Source organism: Polaromonas sp. P1_A2 (assembly GCF_056406895.1).
Window position 1 is genome coordinate 235,816 of sequence record NZ_JBFTZI010000005.1, and the last position, 17,312, is coordinate 253,127.

Below are 17,312 nucleotides of genomic sequence, written 5' to 3' on the forward strand. Positions count from 1 at the left end.
GGCGGCAGCCTGTTTTCCTGAATCCCCCTGTCTTTGCTTTGATACCCACGGAGCCACCATGTCCAGACTGCCCGGCGCATTGAACCAGCTGCCCTTGCCCATCATCGGCTCGCCGCTCTTCATCATCAGCAACCCCAAGCTGGTCATCGCGCAATGCAAGGCCGGCGTGGTGGGCGCCATGCCCGCGCTCAATGCGCGCCCGGCATCGCAGCTCGATGAGTGGCTCGCTGAAATCACCGAAGGGCTGGCCGCCCACAACAAGGCCAACCCCGACAAGCCGGCCGCGCCCTTTGCCATCAACCAGATCGTGCACAAGTCCAACGACAGGCTGGAGCACGACATGGAACTGTGCGTGAAGTACAAGGTGCCCATCTACATCACCAGCCTGGGCGCGCGCGAGGACATCAACGCGGCCGCGCACAGCTACGGCGGCGTGGTGCTGCACGACATCATCAACAACAAGTTCGCGCGCAAGGCGATTGAAAAAGGCGCGGACGGCCTGGTGGCCGTGGCCGCCGGCGCGGGCGGCCATGCGGGTGTCAAAAGCCCCTTCGCGCTGATCCAGGAAATCCGCCAGTGGTTCGACGGCCCGCTGGCGCTGTCGGGCGCGATCTCCACCGGCGGCGCGGTGCTGGCCGCGCAGGCCATGGGCGCCGACTTTGCCTACATAGGCTCGGCTTTTATCGCCACCGACGAAGCGCGCGCCGCCGACGCTTACAAGCAGGCCATCGTCGACGGCAGCTCCGACGACATCGTCTACAGCAGCCTGTTCACCGGCGTGCACGGCAACTACCTCGCGCCCTCGATACGCGCGGCCGGCATGGACCCCGAAAACCTGCCCGAGGGCGACGTCAAGACCATGAACTTCAGCGGCGGCGAAGGCAGCAAGTCCAAGGCCTGGAAAGACATCTGGGGCTGCGGCCAGGGCATAGGCGCCGTCAGCAAGGTGCAAAGCGCCGCGGCCTTTGTGGAGCAGCTCAAGCGCGAATACTTTGCCGCGCGTGAGCGTGTCTGCGCCTAGCAGGCTGGCAGCGACTGTATGACGACACCCCAGCGCCTTCAGGGCCTTGATGCCCTCAAAGGCCTGGCCTGCGTGCTCATCGTCTGGCACCACCTGGCTTTTTACGGGCCCATGTCGGACGTGGTGTATGGCTATGCACCCGGGCTCATGGACTGGCTTTATGACTACGGCCGCATGGCGGTGCAGCTCTTCCTGGTGGTGGGTGGCTTCCTGGCCGCCGCATCGCTGGCGCCAAAGGGCACGGCCGTCTTTGAGTCCGCCGGGCCGTTGATCCTGCGCCGTTATGGCCGCCTGGTGAAGCCCTATCTGGTGGCGCTGGCCGCCAGCGTGCTGGTGGCCGCACTGCTCAGGCCCTGGTTTGACCATTCTTCGGTGCCCGCGGCGCCCACGCTGCTCCAGTTGCTGGCCCATGGCCTGCTGCTGCAGGACCTGCTGGGCCAGGAGTCGCTGTCGGCCGGTGTCTGGTATGTGGCGATGGACCTGCAGCTGTATGCGATGGCCGTGCTGGTGTTTGCCGCCTCGCGGCGCTTGCGCGCCAGCATGGCGGTGTCGGCGGGCGCCATGGCCGTCTTGCTGATCGCGCTGCTGTCCTTGCTGGTGTTCAACCGGCAACCGTCTTTTGACATCACCGCGCTGTATTTCTTCGGCGCCTATGCGCTGGGCATGCTGGCTTTCTGGGCCTCGCGCGAGGCGGGTGCGCGCCGCGGATTCTGGCTGGCTGCCATCGCCGTCCTGGGCGCGCTGGCCCTGGCGCTGGACTTCCGGGGGCGGCTGGTGGTGGCGGTGGTGACTGCACTGGTCCTGGTGTGGCTCAGCCGCGTGCCGCAAGATGACTGGCCGTTGCGCTGGCTGCAGAAGCGCTCACTCGTGCACTTGGGCCGTATCTCGTACTCGGTGTTCCTGATCCACTTCCCGGTGTGCCTGCTGGTCAATGCCATGGTCAGCCACTTCTGGCCCACGCAACTGGCCGCGAATGCGCTGGGCATGCTGCTGGCGTTCGCGCTGTCCTTGCTCGCGGGGCAGGCGCTGTACCGCTGGGTGGAGTCAGTGCCCCTGCCGTTTACCCCGGCGCGCAAGCTCAGCGCCTGAACATCTCCAGCTTCAGCTCGGCCGGCTCGCCCAGCCATGAGGCATGCGTGGTGTGGTCCGCGAGGTCGTCGCCCGTAACCCCGTGCACAAACACATCCAGGCCTTGGCGCTCGCTCTCCAGCCAGGGGATGATGCGGTCGAACTCCGCACTGTCGAACGAGAGCTGGCAGCTCCAGCGCGGGTGCGGCCCCACTTCGCGCTCATGCACGCGGCCCACACCCACATGGAACAACTCACCGGCCCGGCTTGCCAGGGCGCGTGCCTGCTCCACGGTGTCCGGTCCGAAGTAGATGTGGGCGTGGTAGTGGCTGTGGATGTTCCGGGGGCGCTGAATGGTATCGGGCATGGGTGCTCATTATTGCGGCTGGTCCTGAAAGCGTTTGCCAAAGGGGTTTTGCCTCAATATACTGTATTTATGTACAGTATTTATTCACCCCTTTCAAGGCCAGGTTGAATCCCGTGTCCGACGCCATCATCCCCCTGCACGCCATCAAAGGCCGCGGCACCGCCACGCGCATCGCGCACCGGTTTGAGAAGGACGTGCGCACGGCCTGGGACGATGGCTGGGGCACGCTGGAAGAGGGGCTGGCGGGCGAGGCGCCGCGGCTGGAAACCACGGTCACCCTGGAAGAGGCTCGCAGCGCCATTGTGCGCAACGATTCGCCCGACATCTTTTTTGACTACAGCATCAATCCCTACCGGGGCTGCGAGCATGGCTGTGTGTACTGTTATGCGCGGCCCACGCACAGTTACCTGAATCTTTCGCCGGGCCTGGACTTTGAAACCAAGATCATCGCCAAGCGCAATATCGCCGAGGCCTTGCGCGCCGACCTGGGCAAGCGCAGCTATGTGCCGCGACTGCTCAACATAGGCTCGGGCACCGACTGTTACCAGCCGGCCGAGCGCGAGCTGCGGCTCACGCGCGGGCTGATCGAGGTGATGCGTGATACCTGCCACCCGTTTTCCTTGATCACCAAATCCAGCGGCGTGGAGCGCGACCTGGACCTGATCGCCCCGCTGGCGGCCGACAAGCTGGCCGCCGTGTACATCACCATCACCACGTTGGACGGCGAGCTCGCGCGCAAGCTGGAGCCGCGCGCCGCGGCGCCGCACCGCCGCCTGCGTACCCTGCGCACGCTGGCCGAGCACGGCGTTCCTGTGGGCGTGAGCGTGGCGCCGCAGATTCCCTTTGTGAACGAGGACATGGAGCAGGTGCTGGAGGCGGCCTGGGAGGCCGGCGCGCGTTCGGCGTTTTACACGGTGATCCGCCTGCCCTGGGAAGTGGCGCCTCTTTTCAAGGAATGGCTGGAGCTGCACTATCCGCAGCGCGCCGCGCGCATCATGGCGCGCATCCAGGAGATGCGCGGGGGCAAGGACTACGACAGCGATTTCGCCTCGCGCATGAAGGGCTACGGCCTGTGGGCCGACCTGATCAAGCAGCGCTTTGAGAAATGCTGCAACCGCCTGGGCTTTAACCGGCAGCGCATGGAGCTGGACTTGAGCCGCTTCAGGCCGCCGGGTGCTGCGGGGCAGGGCAGCCTGTTCTGACGGCCCGGCAGGTTGGGGGCGCGAGGGCTATAGTGCAAGCCCAACATTGAAGGAGTTCATCTTGGCATTCGAATGGAAGCATTCATCGGGGGACGTGGATTGGGACGCGCTCTCGCATCTCTACCGGATTGCCCCTTTGGGCGAGAAAAAACCGGCGGACCTGAAAGTTGTGTTCTCCAACAGCCTGTTCAAAAGTTTTGTGTACGAGGGCGGCCAGCTGGTTGGCGCCGGCCGGGCGCTGGCCGACGGCATGGACTGCTCGTATATCTGCGACATCGCGGTGCACCCGGAGCACCAGGGGGTTGGCCTGGGCAAGGAGATCGTTGCCTCGCTGGTCGGCCTCTCAAAGGGGCACAAGAAGATCATCCTCTATGCGGTGGCCGGCAAGGAGCCGTTTTACCGCAAGCTGGGTTTCAGACGCATGCTGACGGCGATGGCGATCTTCAAGAACCAGGAGCAGGCGCTGCAGAGCGGGCTGATCAGCGAGAGCTGAATTGGTTTTGCTCCTTCCCCCTCTGGGGGAAGGTAGGGATGGGGGCTGGCGGCGATGGATTGTTCGCTGGTTTGATTGACGCAGCCGGCCCTCACCCTAGCCCTCTCCCAGGGGGAGAGGGGACGAGTCTAGCGCAAATAACTGCGGTTCAGCCGCACTTCAAGTTTGCTCTGCAGCTTTTCAAATGACGCGCTCATGGCCCAGTAAATGCCCGCGGCCGCCAGGTAGAGCGGAAAGGGCTGGAAGGTGGTGGCGATCACTTCCTTGGTCGCGAGCATCAGTTCGCCGACGGCGATCACCGAGACCAGGGAGGTGTCCTTGATCAGGCTGATCAAGCTGTTGGACAGGCTGGGCACGGCCAGCCTCAAGGCCTGCGGGCCAATCACGTAACGCAGGGTTTGCACCTGCGTGAGGCCCAGGCTGCGGGCCGCGTTCCACTGGCCGTGCTCCACGCCGTTGATCGCGCCGCGAATTGTTTCCGACAGGTAGGCGCCTACGTTCAGGCTCAGGCCCAGGATGCCGGCCGTGATGGGGTCGAACTGTATGCCTATGCTGGGCAGGCCGAAGTAAATGACAAAGAGCTGCACCAGCAGCGGTGTGCCGCGCATGCAGCTGACATACAGCGCCGCGAACTGCGACAGCCCCGGCACCTTGGCCAGCCGCGTGATGGCCACAAAGGTACCGACGATGGCGCCGAAAAAAATCGAAGCCACAGCCAGCAGCAACGTCCATCCCGCGCCCTTGAGCATCAGCGGCAAGGCGTCGCGCAGCAGGGCGGTCAAGCCAGATAAATCCATGGGAAGTCTCCACAAATAAAAACCCCGGCTCGCGAGCCGGGGTGTCAGGCGCCTGCCGATAGCGGCGCGCGGCTGGATCGATGTTACTTCGATTACTTTGCGACAGGCGGCTTGCTCACGTCGCGGTCAAACCACTTCGTCGAAATTTTGGCGAAGCTGCCGTCGGCCTGCAGGTCGGCCAGCGCCTTGTCGATGGCGGCCTTGAACTTGGGGTTGTTCTTGACAAAGGGGATGCCGGATTTTTCCAGATCGCCCACAGGCGCACCGGGCTTGAGCGGCAGCTTGGTTTGCTTGACGATGTAGGGGATCAAGAGGCTGTCGTTGAGCGCCGCGTCGATGCGGCCCAGTGCCAGGTCCTGCAAATACTCTTGCGCGCCGGGATAGGTCTTGACGTCTATGCCGCCCACCTTTTTGGCGATGTCGGCGTAGTTGGTGCCCTGGCCCAGGCCCAGCTTTTTGCCCTTGAGGTCGGCCAGCGACTTGAACTCGCGCTTTTCATCCTTGCGGATGATCAGCTGCGGCGCGGAGATGGTGTAAGGCTCGGAGAAATCAAAAGTCTCTTTGCGTTTGTCGGTGATACCGACCTGGTTGATCACCACGTCGTACTTGCCGGCCTGCAGGCCGGCCAGGATGGCGCTCCATTCGCTGGTCGAGAACTCAGCCTTCACGCCCAGCTTTTGCGCCAGGGCATTGGCCAGCTCGACTTCAAAGCCGGCAAGCTGGCCGCCTTCCTTGAAGTTGAACGGAGGATAAGTGCCTTCGAGGGCCACCTTGAGCGTGCCGCGCTGCTTGACGGTGTCCAGCAGGTCGGCGGCGCTGGCGCCGAAAGCGAGTGTGAGAAGGAGTGCGGAGGCGACGGCCTTGCGAATATTCATATTCAACCCTTGCATAAGAGAATTGTTATTGAGATGAAATGTGAATATTAGGCCCGTCACCAAGCGCTTGCATGGCGGGCCTTTAAAGCCCTACATGGCATCCGGTGATGGTTGAACGGTGCTGAGAAAGTGCTCAGGGTTTGGTGCAGTGTGCGTAGATGTCGAGCGCGGGCTTGTAGACGCTGGTTTGCACGTTCATCAGGCCCAGCACCGAATGAAAGTAGTTGTCGTGGCTGACAGGCGCATCGAGTTGCTGCTTGAGGCAGGCCGTGCTCAGCTTGCTGCGCTGCTCGAAGCCGGGCGACAGCCAGGTGATCCAGGGCACGCGCTTTTGCACGTCGGGCGCGATGCCGTAGGGCATGCCGTGCAGGTAGAGGTTGTTCTCGCCCAGCGATTCGCCGTGGTCGGCCAGGTAGAGCAGGGCGGGCGCGCTGCGCGCTTCCTGCGCCTTGAGCCACTGGATGGACGAGGCCAGCAGCTGGTCGGTGTAGACGACGCTGTTGTCGTAGGCATTGACGAGGCCTTCCTTGCTGCAGCTTTGCAGCGCGTTGTCGGCACACTCGGGCAGGAATTTTTTGACGGCCTGCGGCGAGCGTTTGTAATAGGCCGGGCCGTGGCCACCCATCTGGTGCATCACCACCACCACGCCCCTGGCGCGGCGTTCGGCCGGCAGCGCGGCGATGCGCTCGTCAATGCCTCGCAGCATCACCTCGTCAAAACATTCGCCGCTGTCGCACAGGCCGGGTATCTGGAGCTGCACCGTGTTGACGTTGGGCACCCGGTCGCACACGCCCTTGCAACCCGACTGGTTGTCTATCCAGAGCACGGCCAGGCCCGCGCGCTGCAGCACGTCGAGCAGGCCTTCGTAGTTGGCCGGCCGCGAGTCATAGGCCTCGCGCCCGAAATGGGAAAACATGCAGGGCACGGAGGCGGCCGTGCTGGTGCCGCAGGACCAGGCGTTGCGCTGGCTCACCACGTTCTCTTTGGCCAGCAGCGGGTTGGTGGGGCGGCTGTAGCCGTTGAGCGAAAAATTGCCACTGCGCGCCGTCTCGCCCAGCACCAGCAGCAACAGCGGCGGCCTGGTTTGCGCGCTGTAGCTGGCGCCCAGTTTGGCGTCTTCGCCCAGCGGCAACACCACGGATTCATCGCGCTGGAAAGGCTTGGCCGCGATGGAGCCCAGCGCGTAAAAGGAATTGAGCGGGTTGATCAGGTAGCGCACATGGGTGTAGTTGCGCATGACCGAGGCAATGCTCTGGAAAAACAGGAACACCACCAGCACCAACAGCACAGAGGCGCCGGCCAGCGTGGCGAAGTTGCCCAGCAGCTGCCGCGCGGCGCTGGCCCGCCTGACTTTTTGCCGCCACAGCAGCACCAGCGGCAGCACCGCCAGCACCAGCACCGTGGCCAGCAGCCGCCAGTTCAGCAGGTCGCGGGTTTCGCGCAGGTCGGTCTGCAAGGTGTTGACCATCATGGTCTTGTCGATGACCACGCCGTAGGCCATCATGAAGTAGGCGCCAAAGGCCGCCGAGAGCAGGAACAGGGTGATGGCCGGCTTGAGCGTCCAGCGCCAGGCCAGCAGGCTGAGCAGGGCGGTGGTGGCCAGCGTGATCACCAGCACCAGCGCGATGCTGATGACGGCGGCCTGGCCGCCGCTGAGGCCCGGCAGGCGGGACAGCTCGCGCCACAGCGCCACGTTGCACACGGTGGCGATCCAGATGCTGGCCAGCACCACCAGCCACAGCGGTCGCATGCCGCGGCTGTGCTGGTTGGGAGATGCGAGAGGCTGGGAGGTGGGCGCGGGTTGCAGCGGCATAGCGCTGCATTGTATGGGTCGTGGGCTTATGCGGTCCTTAAGCCTGGGCAGCCAAACCCAGCTGCCGTGCATGGTGGTTCAGGTGTTCGGCCATGAAGCTCGCGATGAAGTAATAGCCGTGGTCGTAGCCCGCATGGCGGTGCAGTTCCAGCGGCTGGCCGGCCTTGGCGCAGGCGGCTTCAAACAGTTCGGGGTACAGCTGTTCGGCGAGGAATTTGTCGGCCAGGCCCTGGTCTATGCGTATGCCTCCAGGGTAGGGTGTCGCGGGCATGAGCTTCATCAAGGCGGTGGCGTCATGCGCGATCCAGTTTGATTCGTCGCTGCCGAGATAGCCAGTGAAGGCCTTGCGCCCCCAGGGGCACTGGCTGGGTGCGCAGATGGGCGCAAAGGCCGAGACCGATTTGAACAGGTCGGGATACCTGAGCGCGAGTGTCAGCGCGCCGTGGCCGCCCATGGAATGGCCAAAGAGGCCGACGCGGCCCGCATCCAGCGGCAGGGCGTCGGCCAGCAGCGGCAGCAGCTCTGCCGTGATATAGCTCTCCATGCGGTAGTGCCGTGACCACGGTGCTTGCGTGGCATCGAGGTAAAAGCCTGCGCCCACGCCAAAGTCCCAGCTCTCGGCCTCGCCGGCAATGCCTGCCCCGCGCGGGCTGGTGTCGGGCGCGACCAGGGCCAGGCCCAGTTCGGCCGCCAGGCGCTGGGCACCCGCTTTGATCATGAAGGTCTCTTCGGTGCAGGTCAGGCCGGCGAGGTAGACCAGGAAGGGCACCTTGTTGCCGGCCAGGGCCTGCGGCGGCAGGAAGACCGAAAAGCGCATGGGCAGGCCGATCTCGCGCGAGCCGTGCTGGTAAAAGCGCTGCAGGCCGCCGAAGCTGCCGTGTTCGCTGAGGAGTTCAGGTTGTGTGGTCATCTTCTTCTTTTCAAGCAGGGGCCGCGGGACTGGCTTTGCCAGACCGCAGGCGCAGCGGCCCCCTCGGGGGGCAGGGAGCTACACGAAGTGAGCGACCGTGGGGGCTTACCTTAATACAGGACCACGCCGCGGATGGACTCGCCGCTTTTCATCAAATCAAAGCCCTTGTTGATGTCCTCCAGCGGCATGGTGTGGGTGATCAGGTCGTCGATGTTGATCTTGCCTTCCATGTACCAGTCGACGATCTTGGGCACATCGGTGCGGCCGCGCGCGCCGCCGAAGGCCGAGCCTTCCCATTTGCGGCCGGTGACCAGCTGGAAGGGCCGGGTGCTGATCTCGGCGCCGGCTTCGGCCACGCCGATGATGATGCTGCGGCCCCAGCCCTTGTGGGTGCATTCCAGCGCCTGGCGCATGACCTTGGTGTTGCCTATGCATTCAAAGCTGTAGTCGGCGCCGCCATCGGTCAGCTGCACGATGGCGTCGACGACGTTCTCGGTGTCCTTGGGGTTGATGAAGTGCGTCATGCCGAATTTGCGCGCCATCTCTTGCCGCGCGGGGTTGATGTCGACGCCAATGATCTTGTCGGCGCCCACCATCTTCGCGCCCTGGATCACATTGAGGCCTATGCCGCCCAGGCCGAACACCACCACGTTGGCGCCGGCTTCGACCTTGGCGGTGAAGAGCACCGCGCCTATGCCGGTGGTGACGCCGCAGCCGATGTAGCAGACCTTGTCAAAGGGCGCATCTTCACGGATTTTGGCCAGCGAGATTTCGGGCGCGACCGTGTAGTTGCTGAAGGTGGATGTGCCCATGTAATGGAAGATGGGCTTGCCGTCCAGGCTGAAGCGGCTGGTGGCGTCGGGCATCAGGCCCTTGCCCTGGGTGCCGCGTATCAGCTGGCACAAATTGGTCTTGCGCGAGAGGCAGAACTTGCACTGCCGGCATTCGGGTGTGTAGAGCGGGATGACGTGGTCGCCTTTTTTGAGCGTGGTCACGCCGGGGCCGACGTCGACCACGATGCCCGCGCCTTCATGGCCCAGGATGGCCGGGAAGATGCCTTCGGGGTCGGCGCCCGAGAGCGTGTAGTAGTCGGTGTGGCAGATGCCGGTGGCCTTGATCTCGACGAGCACTTCGCCGAACTTGGGGCCTTGCAGGTCCACGGTTTCAATGGTCAGGGGCTGGCCTGATTTCCAGGCGACGGCGGCTTTGGTTTTCATGGTGAGAGGGCTTGTGTTGGAGGTGGGCGAAGGCGCGTTGCGCTGCGTAAGGCACTATAAGCCAGTCACCCTGGGCCCCGGCTCGCAAGATGTTTCATTTTGAGAAAACCCCGGGAACCCCGGGGTAGTGCGGCCCCAAAGAAAAAGCCGCCCGGCCCCCAAAGGGAGCGCAGGCGGCTCGCGTCGTATAAGGGGGGCTTAGCGGCCGGCTTCCTTCAGGTACTGCGTGCGCGCAGCGATGGCGGTGTCGGTGAAGTCGGTGAACACGCCGTCCACGCCGGCGCGGTAGAAGGCCAGGTACTCGGCCTTGGGGTCGCCCTGGTAGTCGGCGGCCAGGCGGCGGCGCTCATTGCGGAAGGTGAAGGGGTGGACAAACAGGCCCGCCTTGTGCGCGTCAGCCACCAGGCTGGTCGCGGGCAGCGAGGTCGAGTCGGCGTCGTTGAGCTTGCCGTCGCCGTTGATGTCGACCTGCTTGCCGTCGGCGCCTATCGTGCCCTTGGTGCTGATGATGTAGCGCTTCCAGGGGCCAATGCCGTCGGCATAAGTCTTGATTTCGGCCAGGCCCGCGGGTGTGACCATGGCGTCGAAGAAGCGCTTGTCGCCGGCCAGGGTCCAGTCATAGGGACGGTCGCTGGGCAGGGCAAAGGTCACATTGCCGGTCTTGGGGTCTATGCCGTCGCCGTCTATGAGCTGGATCAGGCGTGTGTTCAGGCCCTTGCTCTTCATGTACTTGAGGCTGCCCGGTTCAAAGGACTGCACGTAGATGGGTGCGGTCTTGCTGTTCCAGCCGGCGGCATTGATGATGGCGATCAGCTTGTCTTCCATTGGCAGGCCGCGCTCGCGGAAGTAGGTCGGGTTCTTGGTTTCCGGGTAGATGGCAATGGTGCGGCCGGTCTTGATGGACTGCGCCTTGGCCAGGTCCACGACTTCCTGGAAGGTCGGCACCTTGTACTGGCCGTTGAACTGCTGGGGGCGCTCGGCATCGGTCGAGACCGCGCCCAGGGTGCGGATTTCAGCCAGCGTGAAGTCGTCGCTGAACCAGCCGGTCTGGGTCTCGCCGTCGACCTTGATGGTCTTCTTGCGCGCGGCGAATTCGGGGTGTTTGGCCACGTCGGTGCTGATGGCCAGGTTGGGGTCGTGGCGCATCATCAGCACGCCGTCCTTGGTCACGATCAGGTCCATCTCGATCACGTCGGCGCCGAGCTCGATGGCGCGCACATAGGCTTCCAGCGTTTCTTCAGGGATGTAGCCTGAAGCGCCGCGGTGGGCGATGACCAGCGGTGCCTTGCCGTCGAGTGTGGCGAGGCCGGCTTGCGAGGGCGTGCCCGAAGAGGAGCAGGCGGCCAGCAGCACGCTGCTGCAGACGAGGGCGAGCAAGCTACCTTGCTTGAAGCTGAAGGCCTTGCGGGTCGAGACGGTCATTTTATTTTCCTGAGTTAAAAAGGCTGATCGTAGGCGCGTGATGACGACAGGCCTGTGACAGGGTGTGCGTCTTGTTGGCAAAAACAACACCCGCGTCTTTTCGGCCGGGCATAAAAAATGCCGGAACAGGTCCGGCATTTTGGGGGTTGAGCAAAAAAAGTTCAGGCGCTGAAGAAGCTCTTCAGTTTGTCGGCCCAGCCTTCTTCGCTGGGCGAATGTTTGGCGCCGCCTTTTTTCAGCGACTCGTCGAGCTCCTTGAGCAGCTTGCGCTGGTGCTCGGTCAGCTTGACCGGCGTTTCCACGGTGATGTGGCAGTACAGGTCGCCGGGATAGCTGGAGCGCACGCCCTTGATGCCCTTGCCGCGCAGGCGGAACTGCTTGGCGGCCTGGGTGCCTTCGGGGATGTCGATGGCGGCCTTGCCGGCCAGGGTCGGCACTTCGATCTCGCCGCCCAGCGCGGCCGTGGTGAAGCTGATGGGCACGGCACAATGCAGGTCGTCGCCGTCGCGCTCGAAGATGTCGTGCTTCTTCAGGCGGATCTCGATGTAGAGGTCGCCGGGCGGGCCGCCATTGGTGCCGGGCTCGCCGTTGCCGGTCGAGCGTATGCGCATGCCGTCGTCTATGCCCGCGGGAATTTTCACTTCCAGCGTCTTGTTGTTCTTGGTCTTGCCCACGCCGTGGCAGCTCACGCAGGGTTCGGGGATCAGCTTGCCCGTGCCCTTGCACTGCGGGCAGGTCTGCTGCACGCTGAAAAAGCCCTGGCGCATCTGCACCACGCCGTGGCCGTGGCAGGTGGTGCAGGTCACCACCTTGGTGCCGGGCTTGGCGCCGCTGCCGTGGCAGGTGTTGCAGTCGTCCCAGCTCGGGATGCGGATCTGCGCTTCCTTGCCGTGGGCCGCTTCCTCGAGCGTGATTTCCATGGCGTAGCTGAGGTCGCCGCCGCGGTAGACCTGGCGCCCGCCGCGCTGCTGGCCGCCGCGCTGGCCGCCGAACACGTCGCCGAAGATGTCGCCAAAGGCCTCGGCAAAACCGCCGAAGCCTTCCGCCCCGGGGCCGCCGCGCATATTCGGGTCCACGCCCGCGTGGCCGTACTGGTCGTAGGCCGCGCGTTTGTTCTCGTCGGAGAGCATCTCGTAGGCCTCTTTGGCCTCCTTGAATTTTTCCTCGGCGACCTTGGATGCGTCCCCCTGGTTGCGGTCGGGGTGGTGCTTCATCGCGAGCTTGCGATACGCTTTCTTGATGTCCTCGTCACTGGCGTTCTTGGGAACGCCCAGTACGTCGTAATAGTCTTTTTTGGTGGCCATGGCAGCTCAGGGTCTTCGTTGATCGGTCTCGTCAGGCAGGCGGTCCATCCGGGCATTCGCGGGTGGCGGCAGATGCGCAAAAGCGGAAAGCCGGGATTGCTCCTGGTTTCCGCCTTTTGCATCCGCCTGTGCCGCCTGCCTTTGCATGCAGTTATCGCGCCAATGCGGGGCTTGTTGCCTTAGGGCGCTCAGCCTTTTTTGACTTCCTTGACTTCAGCGTCCACGACATTGTCGTCGGCCGGCTTGGCTTCCGCCTGCGCCGCGCCTGCCGCGCCCGCGTCGCCACCAGCGGCCGCTTGCGAAGCCTGCATGTCGGCATACATTTTTTCGCCGAGCTTCTGGCTGGCTTCCATCAGGGCCGTGTTCTTGGCGTCGATGGCGGCCTTGTCGTCGCCCTTGAGCGCCTCTTCCATGTCCTTGATGGCGGTCTCGATCTTTTCCTTCTCGCCGGCTTCGAGCTTGTCGCCGTATTCGCCCAGCGATTTTTTCACGCTGTGCACCATGGCTTCGGCGTTGTTCTTGGCGGTCACGAACTCGACCTTCTTCTTGTCTTCTTCGGCGTTGAGCTCGGCATCCTTCACCATCTGCTGGATTTCAGCTTCGGACAAACCGGAGTTGGCCTTGATGGTGATCTTGTTTTCCTTGCCGGTGCCCTTGTCCTTGGCGCCCACGTGCAGGATGCCGTTGGCGTCGATGTCGAAAGACACTTCGATCTGCGGCGTGCCGCGCGCGGCCGGCGGGATGCCCTCGAGGTTGAACTCGCCCAGCGCCTTGTTGCCCGAGGCGATTTCGCGTTCGCCCTGGAACACCTTGATGGTCACGGCTGGCTGGTTGTCCTCGGCGGTCGAGAAGGTCTGCGCGAACTTGGTCGGGATGGTCGTGTTCTTCTTGATCATCTTGGTCATCACGCCGCCCATGGTTTCAATGCCCAGGGACAGCGGGGTGACGTCGAGCAGCAGCACGTCGGTGCGGTCGCCGGACAGCACCTGGCCCTGGATGGCGGCGCCCACGGCCACGGCTTCGTCGGGGTTCACGTCCTTGCGCGGCTCCTTGCCGAACAGCTCCTTGACCTTTTCCTGCACCTTGGGCATGCGGGTCTGGCCGCCGACCAGGATCACGTCATGGATGTCGGAGGCGCTGACGCCTGCATCCTTCATGGCCACGCGGCAAGGGGCAATGGTGCGCTCGATCAGCTCGTCGACCAGGCTTTCGAGCTTGGCGCGGGTCAGCTTGACCAGCAGGTGCTTGGGGCCGGTCGCGGGGTCGTGCGCGATGTAGGGAATGTTGACTTCGGTCTGCGGGCTGTTGGACAGCTCGATCTTGGCTTTTTCGGCGGAGTCCTTCAGGCGCTGCAGGGCGACCACGTCCTTGGACAGGTCGATGCCGCTGTCTTTCTTGAACTCGGCCACGATGTAGTCGATGACGCGCTGGTCGAAGTCCTCGCCGCCCAGGAAGGTGTCGCCGTTGGTGGACAGCACTTCGAACTGCTTTTCACCATCGACGTCTGCGATCTCGATGATGGAGATGTCGAAGGTACCGCCGCCCAGGTCATACACGGCGATCTTGCGGTCGCCCTTTTCCTGCTTGTCCAGGCCGAAGGCCAATGCAGCGGCGGTGGGCTCGTTAATGATGCGCTTGACGTCCAGGCCGGCGATGCGGCCGGCGTCCTTGGTGGCCTGGCGCTGCGCGTCGTTGAAGTAGGCGGGGACGGTGATCACGGCGTCGGTGACCGGTTCGCCGAGGTAGTCTTCGGCGGTCTTCTTCATCTTGCGCAGGATATCGGCGCTGACTTGCTGGGCCGAGATCTTCTTGCCGCGTACTTCCACCCAGGCGTCACCGTTGTCGGCGGCCACGATGGAATAAGGCATCAAGGAGATGTCCTTCTGGACTTCTTTTTCGCTGAACTTGCGGCCGATCAGGCGCTTGACGGCGTACAGCGTGTTCTTGGGGTTGGTCACGGCCTGGCGCTTGGCGGACGCACCGACCAGCACTTCGCCGTCTTCCTGGTAAGCCACGATGGAAGGGGTGGTGCGCACGCCTTCCGAGTTCTCGATCACGCGGGGCGTGTTGCCCTCCATGATGGACACGCAGCTGTTGGTGGTGCCCAGGTCAATGCCGATGATTCTTCCCATGATATTTACTCCTGCTTTTTTGATTCGTGAAGATGAAAAGTGGTGTGGCCGGGGTTTCTTCCTGGCCGCTGTGAATGACTATGTTGATAACTTGTGGGTAAGTTGATGGGCTTCAAGGGCCTCAACATGTTTTTGCATTCGTTTGTTTATTTGGGGGCTGCCACCGTGACCAGCGCGGGGCGCAGCACGCGCTCGGCGATTAGATAGCCTTTTTGCAGCACGCTGACCACGGTGTTGGCTTCCTGGTCGGCCGGCACCATGCTGATGGCCTGGTGCTGGGCGGGGTCGAACTTGGTGCCGGCGGGGGGATCTATGGCCACCACCTTGTTGCGCTCGAGCGCGCTCTTGAGCTGCTTGAGCGTGGCTTCGGCGCCTTCGCGGATCTGCTCGGGCGTGGCTTCCTTGATGGCCAGGCCGGCTTCCAGGCTGTCGGCCACCGGCAGCAGGCTTTCGGCAAAACTCTCCAGCGCGAACTTGCGGGCCTTGGCCACGTCCTCGTCGGCACGGCGGCGGGCGTTTTCGGTCTCGGCCTTGGCGCGCAGGTAGCTGTCGGCCAGCTCGGTGTTTTTGGCCTGCAGCGTGGCGACTTCGGCCTGGGCCACGGTCAGCGCGTCAAACTCGTTGGCGGCCTGCGCCGCTTCCAGTTCTTCAGGGCTGGGTTCACCGCTAAGGTTTTGATTTTGTTCGGGTTGTGTGTTTTCAGACATGCGAGGCAACAGGGTTGGTGTTGGTAAGGTTCCCAACTGGGGATGGCAAAGCCCTTTTCAAGACAAGGGCTTCAGTTTTGGCTACGAAAGTTTTGGCCGCCGGGGGGCAGGGCGGCCGGCTTGGCTTATGCGTCCTGGGCGGCCCATTCTTCTGCCCACTGGTGGAGCGGTTTGAGCTTGTGCAGCAGGCCGCTGCCCGTGGCGGTGAGGCCGTAGCCGCCGCTCCCGAGTTCGACCAGCCGCGCTTCGCGCAACTCCTTGAGCCGGTCGTTCATGACCGAAGGCGACATGTTTCCGGCGCTTGCTGCCAATTGCCGGAAATTTTGCGCCTGCCCGTCGCGCAGCTCCCACAGCAGCCGCAGCGTGCCGCGGCGGCCCAGCAGGTCCAGCAGCGCCATCACGGGCCGGCCCGTGGCGGAGCCGCGGACCGGTTTGCCGGGAAGGGGTAGCGTGGAAGTCATGCCCCGGATTGTAGGGGCTGCACCTGTCGTGTTCGCGACGGTTGCTACGGAATGCGTAGCGATATAGTTGTCACACGCTACGAAATCCGTAGCGAATTGAAGCCCTGATCCCTCTACACAACAGGAAACCTATCACCATGGCCCAAATGACAAACGCCACCGCAGCCCCGCCGCGCATCGCGCCGCTGGAGCCGCCTTACACCCCGGAGCAGGACGCGCTGCTCAAGAAAATCACGCCGCCCGCCGCGCCCAACGTGCTGGCGTTGTTTCGTGTGCTGGCCGTCAACCCCAAACTGCTGGAGCGCATGCCTTCATGGGGCGGGTATCTGCTCGGCACCAGCGCCAGCCTGTCCCTGCGCGACCGCGAGCTGGTGATCAACCGCGTCTGCGCGCGCTGCGGGGCCGAGTATGAATGGGGTGTGCATGTCAGCGCCTTCGGCCGGACGGCGGGCTTCAGCGACGCGGACACGGCCGCGATTGCCGATCCGGCCTCCGGTGGCCGGGGCCTGGCGCAGCGCGACAGGCTCTTGCTGCAACTGGTCGATGAGTTGCACGACAGCAGCACGGTGAGCGATGCGCTATGGCAGGAGCTGGCAGGCCTGTGGTCGCCGCCCCAGCTCATAGAACTGCTGATGCTGGCCGGCTGGTACCACGCGATCAGCTATGTGTGCAATGCGGCACGCGTGCCGCTGGAGCCCTGGGCGGCACGCTGGCCGGCGAGGGGATGACTTACGCTGCCGCGCGTTTTTGCAGGCGCGCCATGAGTTCGCGCTTGTTGTCCCGGCTGCGGTGGGCGTGTTCGCGCATCAGCGCCTCGGCGCGCGCGCCTTCGCCGGCCAGCAGGGCGGCCAGCACGTCTTCATGGTCGCTCTGGGCGCGCTGGATGAAGCCGAACTCCAGTAGCGGCAGCGAGCCGTTCAGGCTTAGCGCGCCGGCGCCGGCCATGGGTGTTTTGCTGACATGCGCGAGGGCCGAGACCAGCGTGCTGTTGCCGGCGGCGTCCACCAGCGCGGCGTGAAAGCGCGCATTCATGGGTACCCAGCGGGCCGCGTCGATCACATGGCCGGCGGCTGCGGCTTTTTCCAGCAACAGCCGGCCCTCATCTATGCAGGCCTGCAGTTCGGCCCGGGTCTCGGCGCCGATGCCGCGCTCGGCCGCCTGCCGCGCCGCCATGCCTTCGAGCACGCCGCGCACATCGACAGCGTTGGCGATCTCGTCCACACTGAACTGCCGCACGCGGAAACCGCGCGTCGGCAGGCGCTCCAGCAGGCCTTCTTTTTCAAGTTCGCCGAGTGCGATGCGTATGGGGGTGCGAGACACTGCCAGCTGGGCGGAAAGCTCGAGTTCCACCATGCGTTCGCCGGGCGCTGCCTGGCCGCTGAGGATTCTTCGCCTCAATTCGTGGGTGGTGTAGTCAATCTGTGAGGACATGCGGGGATTCTGGTGGAATGGTTTTCAAATTATTGCATGCAAAAGTTGCGTTAATTAGGGTTAACTAGCTATTTGTTGATGTCATTGCGTGC

17 protein-coding genes are annotated in these 17,312 nt (G+C 63.8%); 5 read left to right on the top strand and 12 right to left on the bottom strand.

Going from position 1 to position 17,312, the window contains the following annotated elements; translation table 11 throughout:
- Positions 1-58 precede the first annotated feature (58 nt).
- Together AC1D09_RS19685 and AC1D09_RS19690 are read left to right on the top strand one after the other, a co-directional pair.
- Positions 59-1,021: an NAD(P)H-dependent flavin oxidoreductase gene (locus AC1D09_RS19685; protein ID WP_477664004.1), complete on the top strand. Its 963-nt coding sequence runs from the start codon at positions 59-61 to the stop codon at positions 1,019-1,021.
- An 18-nt stretch (positions 1,022-1,039) separates the two neighbouring features.
- A complete protein-coding gene (locus AC1D09_RS19690; protein WP_477664003.1) occupies positions 1,040-2,110 on the top strand; it encodes an acyltransferase family protein in 1,071 nt (356 codons plus the stop codon).
- Here AC1D09_RS19690 and AC1D09_RS19695 read toward each other — a convergent pair.
- Positions 2,100-2,456 (bottom strand): DOPA 4,5-dioxygenase family protein, encoded by a 357-nt coding sequence (locus tag AC1D09_RS19695; protein ID WP_477664002.1) that lies wholly within the window; start codon positions 2,454-2,456, stop codon positions 2,100-2,102. The two genes, AC1D09_RS19690 and AC1D09_RS19695, sit on opposite strands and share 11 nt — an antisense overlap.
- Before the next feature lie 113 nt (positions 2,457-2,569).
- Here AC1D09_RS19695 and AC1D09_RS19700 point away from each other — a divergent pair, with 113 nt between their 5' ends.
- Both AC1D09_RS19700 and AC1D09_RS19705 read left to right on the top strand, forming a co-directional pair.
- Positions 2,570-3,658, top strand: a complete 1,089-nt coding sequence (locus tag AC1D09_RS19700) for a PA0069 family radical SAM protein (RefSeq protein WP_477664001.1) — start codon at positions 2,570-2,572, stop codon at positions 3,656-3,658.
- 61 nt (positions 3,659-3,719) lie between these two features.
- Entirely contained in the window at positions 3,720-4,151 is a 432-nt protein-coding gene (locus tag AC1D09_RS19705) for a GNAT family N-acetyltransferase (protein ID WP_477664000.1), read from the top strand.
- A 128-nt stretch (positions 4,152-4,279) separates the two neighbouring features.
- Here AC1D09_RS19705 and AC1D09_RS19710 read toward each other — a convergent pair whose 3' ends face one another.
- The 10 genes from AC1D09_RS19710 to AC1D09_RS19755 form a co-directional block, all read right to left on the bottom strand.
- Positions 4,280-4,948, bottom strand: coding sequence for an amino acid ABC transporter permease (locus tag AC1D09_RS19710; RefSeq protein WP_477663999.1), 669 nt, complete (start codon positions 4,946-4,948; stop codon positions 4,280-4,282).
- 92 nt (positions 4,949-5,040) lie between these two features.
- Complete coding sequence (locus tag AC1D09_RS19715; protein ID WP_477663998.1) at positions 5,041-5,823, bottom strand: transporter substrate-binding domain-containing protein; 783 nt, start codon at positions 5,821-5,823, stop codon at positions 5,041-5,043.
- Positions 5,824-5,956: 133 nt separating this feature from the next.
- Positions 5,957-7,636, bottom strand: coding sequence for a phosphoethanolamine transferase (locus AC1D09_RS19720; protein ID WP_477663997.1), 1,680 nt, complete (start codon positions 7,634-7,636; stop codon positions 5,957-5,959).
- Positions 7,637-7,673: 37 nt separating this feature from the next.
- On the bottom strand, positions 7,674-8,546 hold the full coding sequence (gene fghA, locus AC1D09_RS19725) for an S-formylglutathione hydrolase (RefSeq protein ID WP_477663996.1): 873 nt from the start codon (positions 8,544-8,546) through the stop codon (positions 7,674-7,676).
- A gap of 110 nt (positions 8,547-8,656) precedes the next feature.
- The gene (locus tag AC1D09_RS19730; RefSeq protein WP_007868626.1) at positions 8,657-9,763 is read right to left on the bottom strand and encodes an S-(hydroxymethyl)glutathione dehydrogenase/class III alcohol dehydrogenase; all 1,107 of its coding nucleotides are present in this window, start codon (positions 9,761-9,763) and stop codon (positions 8,657-8,659) included.
- A gap of 198 nt (positions 9,764-9,961) precedes the next feature.
- Positions 9,962-11,185 (bottom strand): glycerophosphodiester phosphodiesterase, encoded by a 1,224-nt coding sequence (locus tag AC1D09_RS19735; protein ID WP_477701189.1) that lies wholly within the window; start codon positions 11,183-11,185, stop codon positions 9,962-9,964.
- A 161-nt stretch (positions 11,186-11,346) separates the two neighbouring features.
- Positions 11,347-12,489 carry a molecular chaperone DnaJ gene (gene dnaJ, locus AC1D09_RS19740; protein WP_477663994.1) on the bottom strand — a complete coding sequence of 381 codons (1,143 nt, stop codon included), beginning with the start codon at positions 12,487-12,489 and terminating at the stop codon, positions 11,347-11,349.
- 188 nt (positions 12,490-12,677) lie between these two features.
- Positions 12,678-14,621: a molecular chaperone DnaK gene (gene dnaK / locus AC1D09_RS19745; RefSeq protein ID WP_477663993.1), complete on the bottom strand. Its 1,944-nt coding sequence runs from the start codon at positions 14,619-14,621 to the stop codon at positions 12,678-12,680.
- A 146-nt stretch (positions 14,622-14,767) separates the two neighbouring features.
- Positions 14,768-15,328 carry a nucleotide exchange factor GrpE gene (gene grpE / locus AC1D09_RS19750; protein ID WP_477663992.1) on the bottom strand — a complete coding sequence of 187 codons (561 nt, stop codon included), beginning with the start codon at positions 15,326-15,328 and terminating at the stop codon, positions 14,768-14,770.
- A 125-nt stretch (positions 15,329-15,453) separates the two neighbouring features.
- Complete coding sequence (locus AC1D09_RS19755; RefSeq protein ID WP_074575048.1) at positions 15,454-15,789, bottom strand: winged helix-turn-helix transcriptional regulator; 336 nt, start codon at positions 15,787-15,789, stop codon at positions 15,454-15,456.
- A gap of 137 nt (positions 15,790-15,926) precedes the next feature.
- On the opposite strand from AC1D09_RS19755, the gene AC1D09_RS19760 reads away from it, so the two are divergent.
- Positions 15,927-16,517 carry a carboxymuconolactone decarboxylase family protein gene (locus tag AC1D09_RS19760; RefSeq protein WP_477663991.1) on the top strand — a complete coding sequence of 197 codons (591 nt, stop codon included), beginning with the start codon at positions 15,927-15,929 and terminating at the stop codon, positions 16,515-16,517.
- A gap of 1 nt (position 16,518) precedes the next feature.
- On the opposite strand, the gene AC1D09_RS19765 is transcribed toward AC1D09_RS19760, so the two are convergent.
- A complete protein-coding gene (locus AC1D09_RS19765; RefSeq protein WP_477663990.1) occupies positions 16,519-17,220 on the bottom strand; it encodes a GntR family transcriptional regulator in 702 nt (233 codons plus the stop codon).
- Positions 17,221-17,312 lie beyond the last annotated feature (92 nt).

Bases quoted from the DNA above. Each gene is read 5' to 3' on its own strand.
- AC1D09_RS19685 (WP_477664004.1), top strand. From the start codon at position 59: ATGTCCAGACTGCCCGGCGCATTGAACCAGCTGCCCTTGCCCATCATC.
- AC1D09_RS19690 (WP_477664003.1), top strand. From the start codon at position 1,040: ATGACGACACCCCAGCGCCTTCAGGGCCTTGATGCCCTCAAAGGCCTG.
- AC1D09_RS19695 (WP_477664002.1), bottom strand. From the start codon at position 2,456: ATGCCCGATACCATTCAGCGCCCCCGGAACATCCACAGCCACTACCAC.
- AC1D09_RS19710 (WP_477663999.1), bottom strand. From the start codon at position 4,948: ATGGATTTATCTGGCTTGACCGCCCTGCTGCGCGACGCCTTGCCGCTG.
- AC1D09_RS19715 (WP_477663998.1), bottom strand. From the start codon at position 5,823: ATGAATATTCGCAAGGCCGTCGCCTCCGCACTCCTTCTCACACTCGCT.
- AC1D09_RS19720 (WP_477663997.1), bottom strand. From the start codon at position 7,636: ATGCCGCTGCAACCCGCGCCCACCTCCCAGCCTCTCGCATCTCCCAAC.
- fghA (WP_477663996.1), bottom strand. From the start codon at position 8,546: ATGACCACACAACCTGAACTCCTCAGCGAACACGGCAGCTTCGGCGGC.
- AC1D09_RS19730 (WP_007868626.1), bottom strand. From the start codon at position 9,763: ATGAAAACCAAAGCCGCCGTCGCCTGGAAATCAGGCCAGCCCCTGACC.
- AC1D09_RS19735 (WP_477701189.1), bottom strand. From the start codon at position 11,185: ATGACCGTCTCGACCCGCAAGGCCTTCAGCTTCAAGCAAGGTAGCTTG.
- dnaJ (WP_477663994.1), bottom strand. From the start codon at position 12,489: ATGGCCACCAAAAAAGACTATTACGACGTACTGGGCGTTCCCAAGAAC.
- dnaK (WP_477663993.1), bottom strand. From the start codon at position 14,621: ATGGGAAGAATCATCGGCATTGACCTGGGCACCACCAACAGCTGCGTG.
- grpE (WP_477663992.1), bottom strand. From the start codon at position 15,328: ATGTCTGAAAACACACAACCCGAACAAAATCAAAACCTTAGCGGTGAA.
- AC1D09_RS19755 (WP_074575048.1), bottom strand. From the start codon at position 15,789: ATGACTTCCACGCTACCCCTTCCCGGCAAACCGGTCCGCGGCTCCGCC.
- AC1D09_RS19760 (WP_477663991.1), top strand. From the start codon at position 15,927: ATGGCCCAAATGACAAACGCCACCGCAGCCCCGCCGCGCATCGCGCCG.
- AC1D09_RS19765 (WP_477663990.1), bottom strand. From the start codon at position 17,220: ATGTCCTCACAGATTGACTACACCACCCACGAATTGAGGCGAAGAATC.